Below are 16,576 nucleotides of genomic sequence, written 5' to 3'. Positions count from 1 at the left end.
CCATAGGCTGGGCGGTGCAGCTGGTTCGCCCTGTCCGCCAGGCAGGCGCGTCGCAAGAGGGAACCCGGTGGGAATCCGGGACTGCCCCGCAGCGGTGAACGGGAACGACCGCCGTCATACGCACTGGCCCCGAACGGGGCCGGGAAGCGACGGCCAGTAGGTGTCTGCCCGAGGCAGACGTGCCCGTGAGTCCGAAGACCTGCCACTGCCCGCGCGCGGCCTCGTGCGCGGTGATCCCGGTGACCTCGTGGGCGGGTCGGCGTACGTAATCAGGCGGGCACAGGCGCGTTGGGCGCCGTCCGCCGGGTTCGGCACCCTTCGCGCCCGTGACCACACCGGGGTCGCATGGAGAGACACTCGCGAAGGAGAGTTCCGTGACCAGCAAGTCCGCAGCCGCGGCAGCACGGGCCACCGTGCACGGCTACCCCCGCCAGGGTCAGCACCGGGAACTGAAGAAGGCCATCGAGGGCTACTGGAAGGGCCAGGTCAGCGCCGACGCGCTGCGCGGCACGGCGGCCGGGCTGCGCCGCCACCACTGGCAGCAGCTGGCCGACGCCGGCATCGACGAGGTGCCCACCGGCGACTTCTCGTACTACGACCACGTGCTGGACACCAGCGTCATGGTCGGCGCGATCCCCGCCCGCCACCGGGGCGCGGTGGCCGCCGACCTTTCCCCAAGCTCTCAGCTTCGTTCGAGCAGGGGATGCCCCATTGACGTCTACTTCGCGATGGCCCGCGGCAACCAGGAGGTGGCGCCGCTGGAGATGACCAAGTGGTTCGACACCAACTACCACTATCTGGTGCCGGAGTTGGGGCCCGATACGGTCTTCGCCGCGGACTCCACGCGGCAGGTCGCCGAGTTCAAGGAGGCCGCCGCGCTGGGCCTGACCGGGCGCCCGGTCCTGGTCGGCCCGGTCACTTATCTGCTGCTGGCCAAGCCCGCGCCCGGCGTCGACGCCGGCTTCGAGCCGCTGACCCTGCTCGACCGGCTGCTGCCCGTCTACGCCGAGGTGCTCGGTGACCTGCGGGCCGCGGGCGCCGACTGGGTGCAGCTGGACGAGCCGGCCCTGGTGCAGGACCGCACGCCGGCCGAACTGAACGCAGCCGCCCGCGCCTACCGCGATCTGGGTGCGCTCACCGACCGCCCGAAGCTGCTGGTCGCCTCCTACTTCGACCGCCTGGGAGACGCCCTGCCCGTCCTGGCCAAGGCGCCGGTGGACGGCCTGGCGCTCGACTTCACCGACGCGGCGGCTGCCAACCTCGACGCGCTGGCGGCCGTCGGCGGGCTGCCCGGCAAGCGCCTGGTGGCCGGAGTGGTCAACGGCCGCAACATCTGGATCAACGACCTGGAGAAGTCGCTGTCCACCCTCGGCACCCTGCTCGGCCTCGCCGACCGGGTCGACGTGGCCGCGTCCTGCTCCCTCCTGCACGTGCCGCTCGACGCCGCCGCCGAACGCGACATCGACCCGCAGATCGTCCGCTGGCTGGCCTTCGCCAAACAGAAGACCGCGGAGCTGGTGACGCTGGCACGGGGCCTGTCGCAGGGCACCGACACCATCGCCGCCGAACTCGCCGCGAACCGCGCCGACCTGTCCTCCCGGGCCCACTCCGCCCTCACCCACGACCCGGCCGTACGCGCCCGCGCCGCCGCCGTCACCGACGCGGACGTCCACCGCTCGGCGCCGTACCCCGACCGTGCCGCCGCCCAGCGCTCCCACCTCGGGCTTCCGCTGCTGCCGACCACCACCATCGGCTCGTTCCCGCAGACCGCCGAGTTGCGCACGGCCCGCGCCGACCTGCGCGCCGGGCGGATCGACTCCGCCGCGTACGAGGAGCGGATCGCGACGGAGATCCGCGAGGTACTGGCCTTCCAGGAGAAGGCCGGGATCGACGTCCTGGTGCACGGCGAGCCGGAACGCAACGACATGGTCCAGTACTTCGCCGAGCAGCTCACCGGCTACCTCGCCACCCGGCACGGCTGGGTCCAGTCCTACGGCACCCGCTACGTCAGGCCGCCGATCCTGGCCGGCGACATCTCGCGGCCCGAGCCGATGACGGTCCGGTGGACGACGTACGCCCAGTCGGTCACCGACCGGCCGGTCAAGGGCATGCTCACCGGCCCTGTCACCATGCTCGCCTGGTCCTTCGTCCGCGACGACCAGCCGCTCGGCGACACCGCACGCCAGGTGGCGCTGGCACTGCGCGACGAGGTGAACGACCTGGAGGCGAACGGCACCTCGGTGATCCAGGTCGACGAGCCCGCGCTGCGCGAGACGCTGCCGCTGCGGGCCGCTGACCGCGCCGCCTACCTGGCCTGGTCCACCGAGGCGTTCCGGCTGACCACCGGCGGGGTGCGCCCCGACACCCAGATCCACACCCACATGTGCTACGCGGAGTTCGGCGACATCGTCCAGGCCATCGACGACCTCGACGCGGACGTCATCAGCCTCGAAGCCGCCCGCTCCCACATGCAGGTCGCCCGCGAACTGGCCGCACACGGCTACCCGCGCGAGGCCGGGCCCGGCGTCTACGACATCCACTCGCCCCGCATCCCGGACACCGACGAGGTGACCGCGCTGCTGCGCAAGGGACTTGGGGCCATTCCCCCCGAGCGGCTGTGGGTCAATCCGGACTGCGGCCTGAAGACCCGCGGCTGGGCCGAGGTCCGCACCTCGCTGGAGAACCTCGTCACCGCCGCCCGTACGGTGCGCGGCGGGCTGTCCGGCACGGCCTCCTGACACACCCGCGCCTCCGGGTCCTGTGCGGTTCACAGGGCCCGGAGGCGCGCAACTCCCTTGTCCGGGACGCCGGTTGCTACGACGCCTGGCGGGCCGCTTCCGGGTAGAAGTCCCGGGGGCGGCCACGGGAGTCCTTGAGGCGGCCCAGCAGGCTCGCCGGGTACTCCAGCAGCCAGTAGCTGAGCGCCGCGACCGGCAGCGCGACGGCCGCCACGATCAGCAGCGCCGGCAGGAAGCCCGCCTGGTCGGTGGGGAGCAGTCCCGCCTTGTGGAGCTGGAGCATGACCGGCTCGTGCCAGATGAAGAGGCTGTAGCTGACCAGGCCCACGGCGGAGAGCCAACGGGCCGTCAGCATCCGGTTCCAGAGGCTCTTCCGCCGTACGTGCACGGTGCCGAAGAGCAGCAGCAGCCACAGCCCCGAGGTCAGCGGGTGGTAGAAGGTGAAGGCGGCGTTCTCCGGGGTGGAGAACAGCGACAGGCAGTACAGACCGGCGACGGCGGCGGCGCAGAGCGGCAGCGCGACGCGCCTGCCGAGGCGGCCCCGCTCCCCCAGCGCGGCCATCAGCACGGCGAGCCCCATCCCGGCCGCGAAGCCGCCGAACCTGGCCTGCGGGCCGAAGTAGACCGCCCAGTCGGTGTGCGGCACGCCGTACCCGTAGTGGGCGACGGCGATCCAGGCGAACGGCACGGCGTACAGCGCCAGGCAGCCCGCCGCGCACACCGCCACCCGGGTCCGCCGCTGCCGCAGCGGGCGGCAGGCGCGTACCGCCAGCGGCCCGATCGCCACCAGGACGAGGTAGAAGCAGACCTCCAGGGACAGTGACCAGGTGGGGCCGAGGGTGTAGAAGATCCGGTGCTGGTCGAAGACGTGCGTGAAGGTGAGGTGTTCGGCCAGATCACGCCAGTCGCCCGGCAGCGTCGGGTTGCGGCTCGCCCAGACCACGAGCACCGCGAGGACGTACAGCGGCAGGATCCGGATCGCGCGCCGGAAGAGGAAGACCCGGGCGGGCCTGATCGAGCGTCCGTCGATCGCCGCGCGGGCGTAGGACAGCGTCAGCAGGTACGCCGACATCACGAAGAACAGGTCGATGATCTCGAACGAGAAGGCGGCGCCGATCAGCGGGTTGTCCACCGGCGGGTGGCTGCCGGCCGCGTCGTAGCGGTAGTACTGCTGCCAGACGTGGAAGATCAGCGTGCTCAGCGCCGCCAGGCCGCGCAGACCGTCGATGTCGGACGCACGGCTGCGGGCCGGTGCGCCCTCGGGCGGGCGTGCCGGGGCCGCCGGGGGGCGGGTGGCGGTTTCGGTGCTCATCGCCGCGCCACCGCCTTGACCGCCGCGCGCGGGGTGACCCGCCACTGCCGGTCGCCCAGCGCCTCTTTGAGGTGGGCCTGCCGGGCCACCATGTTCTTGAAGTGGCTGTAGAAGACGGTCGAGACGAGCAGGTACGACCAGAACCACGGGCTACGGCCGCGCAGTTCGGGCACCGCGAGCCGCCAGGCGAAGAGCGCCTGCACGGGTCCTGCCGCCACGGTGAGGAGCATGGCCAGGAGGCAGACCGGCACCGCCCAGTCGAGGTGCGTCAGGCCGCCGGCCCGCCAGGCGGAGTACGCGAGGATCGGCAGGATCTGGAGGGTCAGCCACGGCTGCACCTCGCGCCAGCCGAGCAGGACGAGCAGGCCGAGCTTCTGGCGGGCGGTGAAGGCGGGCGAACGCAGCCCGTGCCACAGGTGTTTGAGCGAGACCTGGAGCCAGCCCTGTGCCCAGCGGGAGCGCTGGTTCCACAGCGCCTTGAGTGTGGTGGGCGCCAGTTCGCGGGAGAGCAGGGTGCGGTCGACGGCGAACCTGGCGCCCTCGCCGAGCGCCCGCAGCGTCGAGTCGATGTCCTCGGTCAGCATCGAACCGTGCATCCGGGTGCGGGCGAGCAGGTCGGTGCGCCAGAAGCCGTTCGAGCCGCCGAAGACGCCGAAGCCGTACAGCCGGGTCCTGCCGGGGTGGCTGACCGCGTAGATCGCCTCGAACTCCACCGCCACCAGCTTGGCGACCCGGGAGCTGTCGCCGTTGCGGATCACGCAGTGGCCCTGGACCACGTCGTAGCCGTTGGACAGCCAGTGCCAGGCGTCGCGGAAGGCGGTCGGTGCCGGGTGGTGGTCGGCGTCGAAGATGCCGACGAACTCGCCGCGTACCCGGGTGACCGCCGCGTTGACGTTCTGCGCCTTCGATGTGCTGCCGATGACCGGGAGCAGCACCAGGCGCGGGTCGCGGCGGGCGATGGTGCGCAGGGTGTCCTCGACGGGCAGCGGGTGCGGTGTGTTGTACGCGAGCACGATCTCCAGCTCGCCGGGGTAGTCCAGGCGCAGGAACGATTCGACGGTCTCGACGATGGTGGCCGCCTCGTTGGGCAGGTAGGCGGCGATGACGGCGCTGGCCGGCGGGTACGGCGCCCCGGGTTTTTCGGGCCTGGCCTGCGCGTCCAGCGAGAAGAGGCATTCCAGGACGATCAGCAGGGCGGACAGCACGAGTCCCGCGACCACCACCCAGTACATCGCCGAGCCGAGGTCCCAGCCCAGCGCGTAGGTCTGCCGGTAGAGCACGAAGGGCACCGCGACGCCGAGGAGCAGGACGATCGCCGGGGAGAGCGCGGACAGCAGCGGGCGGATGAGCGAGCCGAGCGGGCGCCGGCGGCGGTGGTCGGTGCTGCCGCGCATCCAGCGGGCGTAGCGGACCGGCCGCAGGTCACGGTGGCGGAGCGCCTCCGTCACCGCGTCGCCCGCCTGCCGCAGTCCCGCGCCGCCGTCGGGGCATTCGGCCAGTGGCAGCCAGCCGATGGCCGGGGTCAGCCGGACGTTCTCGTCGGCGACGACGAACCGGGTGCCGGCGACACTCGCGGCGAACTTCTCCAGGCTGCGGCGCGCCGTCTCCCCGTCGACTCCGGGCAGCAGCATCAGCAGGTGGCCGTCCTCGTCCCAGCCGAGGCGGTCGCAGAAGCTGCCGAGCCCGTTCCAGGCTCTCGACTCCGTTGGAGCCGGGGATACCCCGTGGACCACCCCGGCCAGCCGTTCGGCGATCTCCCGGCGTACCCGTGGGCCGAGGCGGGCTTCGAGTGCGCGCATCTCGGCGACGCCGACCACCGCGACCACGCCGCCGCTCCGGCTCGCCTCGGGCCGTTGCAGCTCGCGGTCGAGTTCGTCGACGAAGTGCGGGTGGGAGTAGAGGCCGGTGCGCGGGTCGAGCAGCAGGTTCTCGACGGGGACCGGGAGGCGGCGCAGCTTCGCCTCGATCCTGGCGGACAGCTCGACGGGGTCGGAGCCTTCCGGTATGCAGTCGTCGGCGCCGTGCCGCAGCATGTCGACGACGCCGGCGCTGCCGGGGGCTTCGGTGACCATGAGGAGCGGCAGGGCCCGTCCGGCGGGTGCGGTGCGTATCTCGCGGATGACGTCGAGTCCGGCGCGCGGGTCGTGGTCCTGGCCGTCGGCCGCGGTGTGACCCGGCTGTTCGTCCAGGGCGACGATGGCGTCCGGCGGTGCCTGGCCGACCTGCCGTCCGATCCCGCCGGGCGCGGCGTGGCTGACGTCGTGGCCGGTGGCGCGCAGGGTCCTGGTGAGCCGGTCGATGCGGGGGCCCGGGGTGCCGACGACGAGGACGTGGCCGGTGGTGGGCGGCGCGGCGGCGCTCGGGGTGCCGTCGGGCGCGGTGGGGGTGTGGGGGCCGTCTTCCTGGCCGTCGTCCAGCAGGGCCACGGGGGATTCGGGGGTGTGTGCGGGGTGCGAAGTGAGCACCGGTGAGGGTCCTTTCTTGCCACGGGGGCAGGGGCGGACCGGTCCTTCGCCGGGAATCCGGCGCTGCGGAGCGGTTCGCCTCAACTGCCGTGCACGGGAGGCGTGTTCATCGGTGGCGCAGCGGGAACTGCGGCCGTTACCGATCCGTCGGGGAGGTGGGGGTCACCCGCACGGTCTCGCCTGCGCGTACGGCGGCGCGGTGTCGGGGATCGACGGGTGCCGCACTGCACCCGTCTTCCCTGTCCAATACATGACAAATGTAACGGCGGACGGCCGCCGCTTCTGCACGGTCGGCTCCGCGGTGGCGAGTGGCGCACGGGGCAGCCCTCGCCGCACGGGAGCGCGGCTGAGCGGTGTTCGCATATGAGAGGTCCCATCCTGATCGGATTGTGGGGGGAGGACCGGATGTGGTGATGCACCGACAGGACCTAGGTCCGGCCGGCAACACGAGCCTCAGGGATCACTGTGACGCTGCACCTTCATCTGCGTAACGCTCTCATTACGTCCCGGCATCCTGCTACCCCGCACCGCCCCGGCCGCCCGGTACGCACCGGTACACCGGCTGTGCTCCGTAAGGGCGTTGATGGGCGGGTATCGGCGGAGCGGGAGCGGGCCGCCCCCTGCCGGGCGGCCAACTCTCATCCCTTGCCGGTGAGTTCGCCGCTGAGCGTGCCGTGCATCGCGGCGCTCGGCGGGTTGAGGCCGACGATCTCCACGTCCTTGCCGCGCTGTCGGTACTTGGCCGTGACGGCGTCCAGGGCGGCCACGGACGAGGCGTCCCAGACGTGCGCGGCGGAGAGGTCGATGACCACCGCGTCCGGGTCGCCCGCGTAGTCGAACTGCCCGACCAGGTCGTTGGACGAGGCGAAGAAGAGGGCGCCGGTGACGGAGTACACGACCTGCCCGCCGTCCGGGTCGGTGACCGAGGTGACGTGGACGAGGTGCGCGACGCGGCGGGCGAAGACGGCCATCGCGGTGAGGGTGCCGACGATGACGCCGATGGACAGGTTGCCGGTCGCCACGACCACGGCGACGGTGATGACCATGACGGCGGTCTCGCCGACCGGCATCCGCTTGAGGGTGGCGGGCTTGACGGAGTGCCAGTCGAAGGTGCCGAAGGAGACCAGGACCATCACCGCGACCAGCGCCGCCATCGGGATCTCGGAGACCACGGGGCCGAGCACGATGCACAGGATGAGCAGGAAGAATCCGGCGAGGAAGGTGGACAGCCTGGTCCGCGCGCCGTTCTTCACGTTGATCATGGTCTGGCCGATCATGGCGCAGCCGCCCATCCCGCCGAAGAAGCCGGTGACGATGTTGGCGATGCCCTGCCCGATGGACTCACGGGTCTTGTTGGAGCGGGTGTCGGTGAGGTCGTCCACCAGCTTGGCCGTCATCAGCGTCTCCATCAGACCGACCACGGCCATCGCCAGCGCGTAGGGCGCGATGACGGACAGCGTGTGCCAGCTGAACGGCACGTCCGGCAGCCCCGGCACCGGCAGCGACGACGGCAGCTTGCCCTTGTCGCCGACGGTGGGCACGGCGATGCCGGCGGCGACGGTGATGACGGTCAGGATCACGATGGCCACCAGCGGCGCGGGCACCGCCCTGGTGATCCGCGGGAACAGCACCATGAGCGCCAGACCGGCCACGACCAGCGGATACACCGCCCACGGCACGTCGCGCAGGTTGGGGACCTGGGCCAGGAACAGCAGAATGCCCAGCGCGTTGACGAAGCCGACCATCACCGAGCGCGGCACGAAGCGCATCAGCTTGGCGACCCCCAGCGCACCGAGGGCGATCTGGAAGACACCGGCCAGGATGACCGTCGCGATCAGGTAGCCGAGACCGTGCTCGCGGGCGACGGGTGCGACGACCAGGGCGACCGCTCCGGTGGACGCGGAGATCATCGCCGGCCGGCCGCCGGCGAAGGCGATCACCATCGCCATCGTGCAGGCGGCGAACAGCCCGACCTTCGGGTCCACGCCGGCGATGACCGAGAAGGAGATCGCCTCGGGAATCAGCGCAAGACCGACGACCAGACCGGCCAGCACCTCGGTGCGGAAGACCTTCGGGGACAGCCACGGCGGGCGGCTGCCGCGCAGCCGCATGCGGGAGGACAGGGCGGAAGAGGGCAAGGAAGCGGAACCTGTCGTGCTCGGGCAGCCCCGGTGTCACCGCGGGGCGTGCGAGGGCGCGGAAGACCGGGCGGCATCCCGCGGATCGCCCGCGGGCGGCGGACGGAAGACGTCGGACGGGCCGCGGCACCGGGCCCGGTAGGGTCGCGGCACGGCGGCGGTCACGTGCGCGACCTGCCGCGGGTGCGGCACAGCCGTGCCCCACGAACCGCACCCTACCCTAACGTTAGAGTAGAGATCGTGGCCGTCCGCTTCCCGCGGCACCGGCCGGAGTGACGAGAAAGGCGCCCGCGTGAGCAGCGAGCACATGCAGATCGGCGAAGTGGCCGCGCGGACCGAGCTGTCGCTGCGCACCATCCGGCACTACGAGGAGACCGGCCTGGTCATCCCCTCCGCCCGCTCCCAGGGCGGCTTCCGGCTCTACACCGAGTCCGACGTGGCCCGCCTGATGGTGATCCGCCGGATGAAGCCGCTCGGCTTCTCCCTGGACGAGATGCGGGAACTGCTGGCGGCGACCGACCGGCTCGACTCCGGCGACGGCCTCTCCGCCGACGAACGCACGCTGCTGCTGGAGCGGGTCGGCGGCTTCGAGGAGGCCGCGCAGCGGCGGGTGGCGGACCTGCGCACCCAGCTGGCACGGGCCGAGGAGTTCGCGGCGACACTGCACGAGCGGCTGACGAGGATCCCCGCGCCGTAACCGGTCATCCCGTGGCCGGACGCCCCGCGGGCCGGACGGACACCGGCCGGGGCCCGCAGCCCCGGCCGGTGCCGCCTCACCCCGCCGGCTGCTCGGGAGCGCTCCCGTAGGGACGGGTGATGATCTCCAGGCCGTGACCCGCGGGATCCATGAAGTACACGCCCCGCCCGCCGTGATGGTGGTTGATCTCCCCGACCAGCTTGCGCTGCGGGTCGGCGGAGTAGGCGAGCCCCGCCTGCCTGATCCGCTCGAAGGCCGCGTCGAACTCCGCGTCGGAGACCAGGAACGCGTAGTGCTGGAGGGCGAGCGCGCTGTCGGGCACGGTGGCGAAGTCCAGGGTGACGCCGTTGGCGGTGTCGACCGGGACGAACGGGCCCGCCTCCACGCCGACTTCGAGGCCCAGGATGTGGGCGAGGAACTCGGCGGATTCCCGGTTGTCCCGGGCGTGAACGATGGTGTGATTCAACTCGACTGACATGGTGGAATGCCTCCGCAAGGCATACTCACGGCGCCTCCATGCCTCACCCGGACGGTGACCGACACGCGATGCCGTGCGGCTGAGCATAGGCCGGGCCCGCCGGACTGTCACGCCGAATACGGCTCAAGTCCCCTCCCCCGCCCCCTCGTTGTCCGCACGGCCCGCGCCCGGATACCAGAGGACCACCAGGGCGCCGACCGCCACGATGACCAGCGTGAGGACGGTCATCGTCACATCGAGCGCATCGGTGAAGGCGGTCAGGACGGCCGGGTGCGAGGCACCGCCCGCCGCGCGTTCGGCCGCGGCGACGGTGGTGGGCGCGTCCGGGCCGCGCAGCCGCGGCGGCAACCGGGTCACGAAGACCGCCGCGACCAGCGTGCCGCTGAGGGCGGCGCCCAGCGCGCTGCCCAGTTCACGGGCCAGGCTCTGCAGCCCGGATCCGACACCCGCCCGGTGCGCGGGCAGCGCCGAGAGCATGGCGTGCGACAGCAGCGGGGTGGCGAGGCCGCAGCCGGCCGCGGTGAGGGTGGCGCCCAGGGCGTAGAGGGCGTACGGGGTGTGCACGCCGACGGTCGCGACGGTCGCGGGGCCTGCGGCCAGCACCAGCAGGCCGCAGGCCACCGTCCGGCGCGGGCCCAGCCGCGCTTCGAGCCGTACCGCGGCCCGCGGCGCGAGCAGCAACGCCGCCGCCATCGGCAGCAGCCGCAGTCCGGCGCCGAGCGGCGAATACCCCTTCACGTATTGCAGGTACTGGCCGTTGACGTAGAAGAGGCCGAACATCCCGACGAAGACCAGCACCATGCCGAGGGCGCCCGCGCGCACCGCGGGGAGCGTGAACAGCCGGGGGTCGAGCATGGGCCGTGGATGCCGCAGCTCGTACCGCACCCACCCGCCGAGCAGCAGGCAGGCGCCGGCGAACGCGCCGATGACCCGCGGGCTGCCCCAGCCCTGCTGCGGGGCGGCGACGACCCCGGCCAGCAGGGCCAGGAATCCGGCCGTCAGGAGCGCGGCCGACAGCGGGGACACCGGGCGGTCGCGGGGCGGCTGGGCCGGGGCGCAGCGCGCCACCAGGATCAAGGCCAGTACCGCCGGCGGGACGACGCACCAGAAGAGGGCGCGCCAGGAACCGGTCTCCAGCGCCGCGCCGCCGCCGACGTTGCCCAGGACCGCCGCCATGCCCGTCATCGACGCCCAGACCGCCACCAGTTTGGGCCTCCGCTCCGGCGGCGCGCCGTCCACCAGCAGGGCAAGCGTCGTGGGCAGCACGGCCGCCGCGCCCACCCCGCTGAGCATCCGCCCGGCGATCACGACGTCGACCCCCGGCGCCGTCGCACACAGCGCGCACCCCGCGGTGAACAGGGCCATCCCGCCCAGCAGGGTGCCCTTGCGGCCGATCCGGTCGGCGAGCGCGCCGCCGGGGATGAGCAGGCAGGCGAAGAGCACGACGTAGCCGTCCACCACCCACACCACCTCGGCGGCCGACGGCCGCAGCGCACTGCGGGACAGGGCCGGGATGGCGAGATTGACGGCGGAGACCATGCCGACGACCAGCGTCACGCACAGGCCCATCACCGCGACGGTGGCACGGGTGGGGTGGCCGGTGTCCCCCGCAAGCGCCCCGCGCGGGCCCGCGGCCCGCGCCGGGACCGGCCCGGAGACGGGCCGCGGCAGCTCAGTCACCGTGGCCTCCCCCGTCCCCGTACGGCGCGCGTTCCGGTGCGGCGGCGCGCCCCAACTCGGCCCGGAACGCGAGCCGGTCGCCGCGGATGCGGAGGAATTCCAGGTCGACGGGGCGCCCGCCGGGCAGCCTGGTGAGCCGCTCGACGGTGAACACGGCGGCGCCCCGCTCCACGCCGAGCAGCGACGCGGTGGGCGCGTCGGCGTTCACCGCGTGCACGGCGAGGCTCGCCGAGCCGAGCGGCCCGGCCGGCGACTGCTCGATCAGCGCGAACAGGTCGCGGCAGGACAGGTCGGCGTCCAGCAGCGGCAGTCCGATGTCGACCGGCAGATACGTCAGGTCGAGCGAGAGCGGCAGCCCGCCCAGCGAGCGGAGCCGTTCGATGTACACCACCTGCCCGCCCTCGGGCACGCCGAGCCTGCGCGCGACGTCCGCGGGCGCCCTGACCACCTCGGCCGCCCGCACCTCGTTGCCGACCTCGCCGTGCGAGGCCAGCGTCTCGGCGAGGCCGGTGAGCCGGTGCAGGCCGTGCTCGTAGGTGCGGTGCGTGATGACGGTGCCGACGCCCTGGCGGCGTTCGACGGCGCCGTCGTCGCGGAGCAGCCGCAGCGCCTCGCGCACAGTGTTCCGCGAGACGCCGAAGTCGCCGATCAGCCGGCGCTCGTCGGGCAGCATCCCGGAGGGGAACGCGCCGGACGCGATCTGGTGGCGCAGCACCTCGGCGACCTGACGCGCCCGGTCGGCCCGCGGGCGGCGGCCCGGCGACGGCGGTCGTCCGGCGCTCTCCTGGGGGTGTCGCGGGCCGGTGGACGGCCTGGTCATCGCATCTCCGCACGGTGGGGAGCAGGGGCGGCCGGACCGCGGCGGCCACCGCGTCAGCGGCTCCCCACCCGGTGTCCGGCGGCTGCCCACGCTAGGCCGGTGATGTTTCGGCGACGTTACGCCACCCATCCTGACCTGCGAAAACGCTCCGACGTGCCGAAAGGCGGCGCGGGGTGGTGCGTTCCGCCACCGTGCGGGGGACGGGGCGCCCGGATGCGGTGCCGCGCGGTGCGGGCGCGGCCGTTGCGCCCGCTTGCGGAGAGTGCGGGCCGCGGGCAGGAAATGGTGCGTGCGGCGGCAATCCGGGGCAAAGTTCGCTGTGCCGAACGGCTCGCCCGCCGGACGCCGGAGATCGGAAGAAGGGCCCGTGACCTCGCCACCACCGCCTGACAGCGACCCGCCGGGGCCGCCCGCCGACCCGTCCGCGGGGCGACGGGGCAGCGCCGGTTCCGGCAAGGGCCGCCCCGTCGGCCGGGCGGGGCGGGGCCCCGGCGCCCGGCAGCCGTGGTGGTGGCCGTCCGCCCGGCTCGCCGTGGCCGTCGCCGTCCTCGCCGCCGTGACCGTCCTGACCGTCTTCCTCACCCGGCCGGACCACGAGGAGGGCGCACTCCCCGGCTCCGGCGAGGTCCTGCTCCAGCCGGCCACGGCGCCAGGACCCGACCCCTTCACGGATTCGACGGCCGCGTCGGCCGGGGCGTCCCCGCCGTCCGCTCCCCCGGCCGCCCCGCCCGGCGACGGCGACGACGTCCGCAGCGTCCAGGGCTCGTCGCCCGGCCTGTACGCCGGCCGCAGTGGCGCCGCGAGCTGCGACGTGGCGCAGCAGGTCCGCCACCTCACCGTCAACCGGGCGAAGACCACCGCCTTCGGCGACATCGCGGGGATCGACGACGCGGCGGTGCCCGGCTACCTGCGCGCGCTCACGCCCGTGGTGCTGCGCAGGGACACCCGGGTCACCAACCACGGCTTCGCGGGCGGCGAGCCGTTCGCCTACCAGTCGGTGCTCCAGGCCGGGACCGCGGTCCTGGTGGACGCGCACGGGCTGCCGCGGGTGCGCTGCGCGTGCGGCAATCCGCTGACCCCGCCGGTGGCGCTCAAGAACACTCCGGCGACGGCCGGTGAGCCGTGGCCCGCGTTCCGCCCGTCGGACGTGGTGGTGGTGCAGCAGACGTCGGCCGTGGTGGACGCCTTCGTCCTCGTCGACCCCGCCACGGGCCGGTGGTTCACGCGCCCGCGCGGCACCACAGGCGCGACCGACCGCCCGACGGCTGAGCCGGCCGGCGCCCCGGCCCCCGGAGCCTGAAGGCGGCACCGGGACGACGGCACGGGTGCTCCCGGCGGCGCCTCCCACCGGCTCCCTGACAGCAGTTCTCCGGCGCCCACCAGGGCTTTTCCGCGCCGCGCGGCGGCGGGGCCCGTCCCGGTGGGCGGACCAGCGCCGTGCGGACCGGCGGGGTCCGCAGCATGATGGAGAGACCCAAGGTGAGCGTCGGCCGCGAGTAGGCGTGAGCAGGCGGGCGTCGAAAGGGCCGGAAGAGGAGGATCCGTGAGCAAGGACGACGACGGGTCGACCACGGCGCGGCCGAAAGAGCTGTTCACGGGCGGCGAGCGGCCGTTCGACGCCGAGGATGTGGTGCGGGCCTCAGGGCGTGAGCCCAGCCCCCAGAACTTGGAATGGGCACGGCGCCTGATCAACGAGAAAGGGGCCGCCGCCATCGAGCGCTACCTGCCGTGAGCCGTAGCTGACGTGCTCCGCTCCCCGGGCTGCCGTGCCCCGGGGGCGGAGCATGGCGTTGGGGGCGGGGCATGGCGTTGGGGGCGGGGCATGGCGTTGGGGGCGGAGCACGGCGTTGGGGGCGGAGCGAGGCGTTGGGGGCGGAGCGAGGCGGGCGGACCGACGGGGCAGGCGGGCGGGCGGACCGACGGGGCAGGCAGGCGGGCCGACGCGGCAGGCGGGCGGGCGGAGCGGCACTCCCCCCACCCCCGAACCCACCCCCGCCCCCTCCCCCGTAGGGGGAGAGGGGGGAGGGGGCGGGGGGCACGCCGGAAGGGGGCGGGGGGCACGCCGGAGGGCACGCCGGAAGGCCGTCCGCACTATCACACGATCGGCTCCCTCACCGTGGTTTCGACGAATTAATAGGGCACTTCGGGCGTAATGTCCCCCACGCGTCAATGGGCGTCATTGCGCGTCAAGAACAGGAGAGCCCCATGTCCATGACCGGCATCCCCGCGGCCCGCGGCACGAAGATCCTCACCGGTGCGGGCGCGCTCGCCGCGGCCGTCGCCCTCGGCACCACTCTGCTCGGCGCGGCCCCGGCCCAGGCAGCTCCCGCCGGGCCGTACGGCACGGTCGTCGCACACACCGGCCTGAACCAGCGTCAGTACCCCAGCATGGACTCGTCCGGCAAGGGCTTCCTCGCTCAGAACGCCCAGGTCGGGCTGCGCTGCAAGGTCCGCGCGCAGAACGTCGGCGGCAACGAGGTGTGGTACCTGCTCCGTGACCGTGCGGCCTGGGTGTCGGCCAAGTACGTCGTCAACGCCGGCGTCGTGCCGTACTGCAAGGCCGTCCAGCGGAGCCTGAACACCGCCGGCGCCGCGCACCCGGGCGCCCGGGGCTGACCGGCCGCGGCGCACCACCGCGGCGCACCGCAGGACCGCGCACAACGGCCCGGCATCCGGTTCGTCCGGATGCCGGGCCGCCGCGTGCCGGGCCGCTCCGGGTGCGCCCGTCCCCCGCCGTGCGCACACCGGGCAGTTCCCGGCCCCGGCGCGGCTGCCGTCCCTTCCCCCGTGCGGGACGGCATCCGCGCCGGCACCCCCCGTGCCTGGCCGGACCCCCGCCCCCCGTGACGCTCCGCGGGGGCCCGTGAAAAGAGCGTGGCGGCAGCCGCTTGCCATTTGCTGAACGATGTATCAACGCCCGTACGTGGCCGGTCGGTTCGGGTGCGCGTCCCGGGACCTCCTTCTCCGCCGGTCGACTACGGGCCGGCCGGTGTCCCGCCGACGCGCAGGGTCAGTTCGCGGGCGGTGCGCGCCACTTGCTCGGCGATCTCGGCGCGCTGTTCGGCGTCCACCTCCGCGGCGGGGAAGGTCGCCGCCACTCCGGCGATCGGGTGCGCTCCGTGGTCGAGCACCGGTGCCGCGACCGATGAGAAGCCGGCGGTGACCTCGCCCTCCTCCGTCGCGTAGCCGCGGCGCCTGACCGCGACGAGCAGTTGGTGCAGCGCGGACAGCGATCCGGGCCCGGTGCCGGTGCGTTCCACGAACGCGGACGGGTCGGGGAACAGCGCCCGTACTTGCGCGCGCGGCAGCCGGGCCAGCATCGCCCGGCCGCTGGCCGTCAGGTGGGCGGGCAGCCGGACGCCGACCTCGGTGACCAGCGGCGGGCGGCCGAGCGCCCGTTCCTCGATGACGTAGATGACCTCACGGCCGTGCAGCACGGCGAGGTGGGCGCTGTGTCCGGTGCGGTCCACCAGTGCGGCGAGCGGCACCCGGGCCAGCCGCTGGAACGGCGCCTGGCGGCTGTAGCCGGAGCCGAGTTCGAAGGCGCTGACGCCCAGACCGTAGCGCCGTTCCTCCGCCAGGTGCACCACGAAACCGTCGTGCACGAGGGTGTCGAGGAGGTGGTACGTGGTGGAGCGCGGCAGCCCCACGTCGCGGCTGATGACGGCGGCCGGGACCGGTCCCGCCTGTCGGGCGAGGTAGCGCAGTACGGCCAGCACCTGGGCCGCCGCGGGCACGATGGACATGCCGTGACGCTACCGCTGTCTGGGACACCAGACGGCCGTCCGGCCCCGACGTGTCTCGGATACCAGACACAATAGCGTCGGCGGGTCTGGCAGAGCCGCTCTGAGCTGGCGCTTCATAGACGCATGGCACAAGTTCTCGTAGACGTCGGTGCGCTCTCCCCCGAGGATGTCGTATCCGTCGCCCGCGAAGGCGCCGGCGTGGCGCTGTCCCCGGCGGCGCAGCAGAAGAGGTCATCCGCGCGCTGATGCTGCTGCGCCTGTCGACGCTCGCCACCGGCCCGCTGCGCTGACCCTCACTTCCCTCCCCCAACTCCCTTCCCTTTCCCGGATGTTCGACCTCCGGCCGTCCGATCACAGAAAAGGACTCACCATGAACGGTGCACGCCCGGTACGCGCTTCACGTGGCTCGCAGCTGAACACCTTGGGGTGGCAGCAGGAGGCTGCGTTGCGGATGTTGCAGAACAACTTGGATCCGGAGGTGGCTGAGCATCCGGAGAAGTTG

The 16,576-nt window shown here is 73.3% G+C and carries 14 protein-coding genes and 1 riboswitch; of the genes, 7 read left to right on the top strand and 7 right to left on the bottom strand.

The window, feature by feature from the left end; translation table 11 throughout:
* Positions 1-21 precede the first annotated feature (21 nt).
* A riboswitch (cobalamin riboswitch) is annotated at positions 22-205 on the top strand.
* Between the two features lie 169 nt (positions 206-374).
* Positions 375-2,738 carry a 5-methyltetrahydropteroyltriglutamate--homocysteine S-methyltransferase gene (gene metE / locus ACIBK8_RS34790; RefSeq protein ID WP_399046584.1) on the top strand — a complete coding sequence of 788 codons (2,364 nt, stop codon included), beginning with the start codon at positions 375-377 and terminating at the stop codon, positions 2,736-2,738.
* 76 nt (positions 2,739-2,814) lie between these two features.
* Here the strand turns inward: metE and ACIBK8_RS34785 are convergent, their stop codons facing one another.
* The 3 genes from ACIBK8_RS34785 to ACIBK8_RS34775 form a co-directional block, all read right to left on the bottom strand.
* Positions 2,815-4,050, bottom strand: a complete 1,236-nt coding sequence (locus ACIBK8_RS34785; protein ID WP_399046582.1) for an acyltransferase family protein — start codon at positions 4,048-4,050, stop codon at positions 2,815-2,817.
* Entirely contained in the window at positions 4,047-6,515 is a 2,469-nt protein-coding gene (locus ACIBK8_RS34780; protein WP_399046580.1) for a glycosyltransferase, read from the bottom strand. The genes ACIBK8_RS34785 and ACIBK8_RS34780 overlap by 4 nt, the downstream gene beginning before the upstream one ends.
* Before the next feature lie 638 nt (positions 6,516-7,153).
* Positions 7,154-8,626 carry a SulP family inorganic anion transporter gene (locus ACIBK8_RS34775; RefSeq protein ID WP_399046603.1) on the bottom strand — a complete coding sequence of 491 codons (1,473 nt, stop codon included), beginning with the start codon at positions 8,624-8,626 and terminating at the stop codon, positions 7,154-7,156.
* Between the two features lie 319 nt (positions 8,627-8,945).
* On the opposite strand from ACIBK8_RS34775, the gene ACIBK8_RS34770 reads away from it, so the two are divergent.
* Positions 8,946-9,350, top strand: coding sequence for a MerR family transcriptional regulator (locus tag ACIBK8_RS34770; RefSeq protein WP_399046579.1), 405 nt, complete (start codon positions 8,946-8,948; stop codon positions 9,348-9,350).
* Between the two features lie 76 nt (positions 9,351-9,426).
* Here ACIBK8_RS34770 and ACIBK8_RS34765 read toward each other — a convergent pair whose 3' ends face one another.
* The 3 genes from ACIBK8_RS34765 to ACIBK8_RS34755 form a co-directional block, all read right to left on the bottom strand.
* On the bottom strand, positions 9,427-9,828 hold the full coding sequence (locus ACIBK8_RS34765; protein WP_399046577.1) for a VOC family protein: 402 nt from the start codon (positions 9,826-9,828) through the stop codon (positions 9,427-9,429).
* 123 nt (positions 9,829-9,951) lie between these two features.
* Positions 9,952-11,508: an MFS transporter gene (locus tag ACIBK8_RS34760; protein WP_399046575.1), complete on the bottom strand. Its 1,557-nt coding sequence runs from the start codon at positions 11,506-11,508 to the stop codon at positions 9,952-9,954.
* Complete coding sequence (locus tag ACIBK8_RS34755) at positions 11,501-12,328, bottom strand: GntR family transcriptional regulator (RefSeq protein WP_399046573.1); 828 nt, start codon at positions 12,326-12,328, stop codon at positions 11,501-11,503. The genes ACIBK8_RS34760 and ACIBK8_RS34755 overlap by 8 nt, the downstream gene beginning before the upstream one ends.
* Positions 12,329-12,695: 367 nt before the next feature.
* Here ACIBK8_RS34755 and ACIBK8_RS34750 point away from each other — a divergent pair, with 367 nt between their 5' ends.
* The 3 genes from ACIBK8_RS34750 (at position 12,696) to ACIBK8_RS34740 (ending at position 14,944) form a co-directional block, all read left to right on the top strand.
* Positions 12,696-13,628, top strand: coding sequence for a DUF6777 domain-containing protein (locus ACIBK8_RS34750; protein ID WP_399046571.1), 933 nt, complete (start codon positions 12,696-12,698; stop codon positions 13,626-13,628).
* A gap of 243 nt (positions 13,629-13,871) precedes the next feature.
* Positions 13,872-14,060 carry a hypothetical protein gene (locus ACIBK8_RS34745; protein ID WP_393682161.1) on the top strand — a complete coding sequence of 63 codons (189 nt, stop codon included), beginning with the start codon at positions 13,872-13,874 and terminating at the stop codon, positions 14,058-14,060.
* Between the two features lie 473 nt (positions 14,061-14,533).
* Positions 14,534-14,944 carry an SH3 domain-containing protein gene (locus tag ACIBK8_RS34740; RefSeq protein WP_399046569.1) on the top strand — a complete coding sequence of 137 codons (411 nt, stop codon included), beginning with the start codon at positions 14,534-14,536 and terminating at the stop codon, positions 14,942-14,944.
* Positions 14,945-15,303: 359 nt separating this feature from the next.
* Here ACIBK8_RS34740 and ACIBK8_RS34735 read toward each other — a convergent pair whose 3' ends face one another.
* Positions 15,304-16,074: an IclR family transcriptional regulator gene (locus tag ACIBK8_RS34735; protein ID WP_399046568.1), complete on the bottom strand. Its 771-nt coding sequence runs from the start codon at positions 16,072-16,074 to the stop codon at positions 15,304-15,306.
* A gap of 123 nt (positions 16,075-16,197) precedes the next feature.
* Between ACIBK8_RS34735 and ACIBK8_RS34730 the strand changes: the two genes are divergently transcribed.
* Entirely contained in the window at positions 16,198-16,320 is a 123-nt protein-coding gene (locus tag ACIBK8_RS34730) for a hypothetical protein (protein ID WP_399046567.1), read from the top strand.
* Between the two features lie 124 nt (positions 16,321-16,444).
* On the top strand, positions 16,445-16,576 hold a 132-nt coding region (locus ACIBK8_RS34725), incomplete at its 3' end, for a hypothetical protein (protein ID WP_399046601.1).

Source organism: Streptomyces sp. NPDC050161, assembly GCF_044460025.1.
In the GTDB taxonomy this organism is placed as follows: Bacteria; Actinomycetota; Actinomycetes; order Streptomycetales; family Streptomycetaceae; genus Streptomyces.
This window is presented reverse-complemented; position numbering and strand designations above follow the sequence as displayed.

Coding starts and splice junctions, on each gene's coding strand:
- ACIBK8_RS34785 (WP_399046582.1), bottom strand. CDS start 4,050: ATGAGCACCGAAACCGCCACCCGCCCCCCGGCGGCCCCGGCACGCCCG.
- ACIBK8_RS34775 (WP_399046603.1), bottom strand. CDS start 8,626: ATGCGGCTGCGCGGCAGCCGCCCGCCGTGGCTGTCCCCGAAGGTCTTC.
- ACIBK8_RS34765 (WP_399046577.1), bottom strand. CDS start 9,828: ATGTCAGTCGAGTTGAATCACACCATCGTTCACGCCCGGGACAACCGG.
- ACIBK8_RS34755 (WP_399046573.1), bottom strand. CDS start 12,328: ATGACCAGGCCGTCCACCGGCCCGCGACACCCCCAGGAGAGCGCCGGA.
- ACIBK8_RS34740 (WP_399046569.1), top strand. CDS start 14,534: ATGTCCATGACCGGCATCCCCGCGGCCCGCGGCACGAAGATCCTCACC.
- ACIBK8_RS34735 (WP_399046568.1), bottom strand. CDS start 16,074: ATGTCCATCGTGCCCGCGGCGGCCCAGGTGCTGGCCGTACTGCGCTAC.
- ACIBK8_RS34730 (WP_399046567.1), top strand. CDS start 16,198: ATGGCACAAGTTCTCGTAGACGTCGGTGCGCTCTCCCCCGAGGATGTC.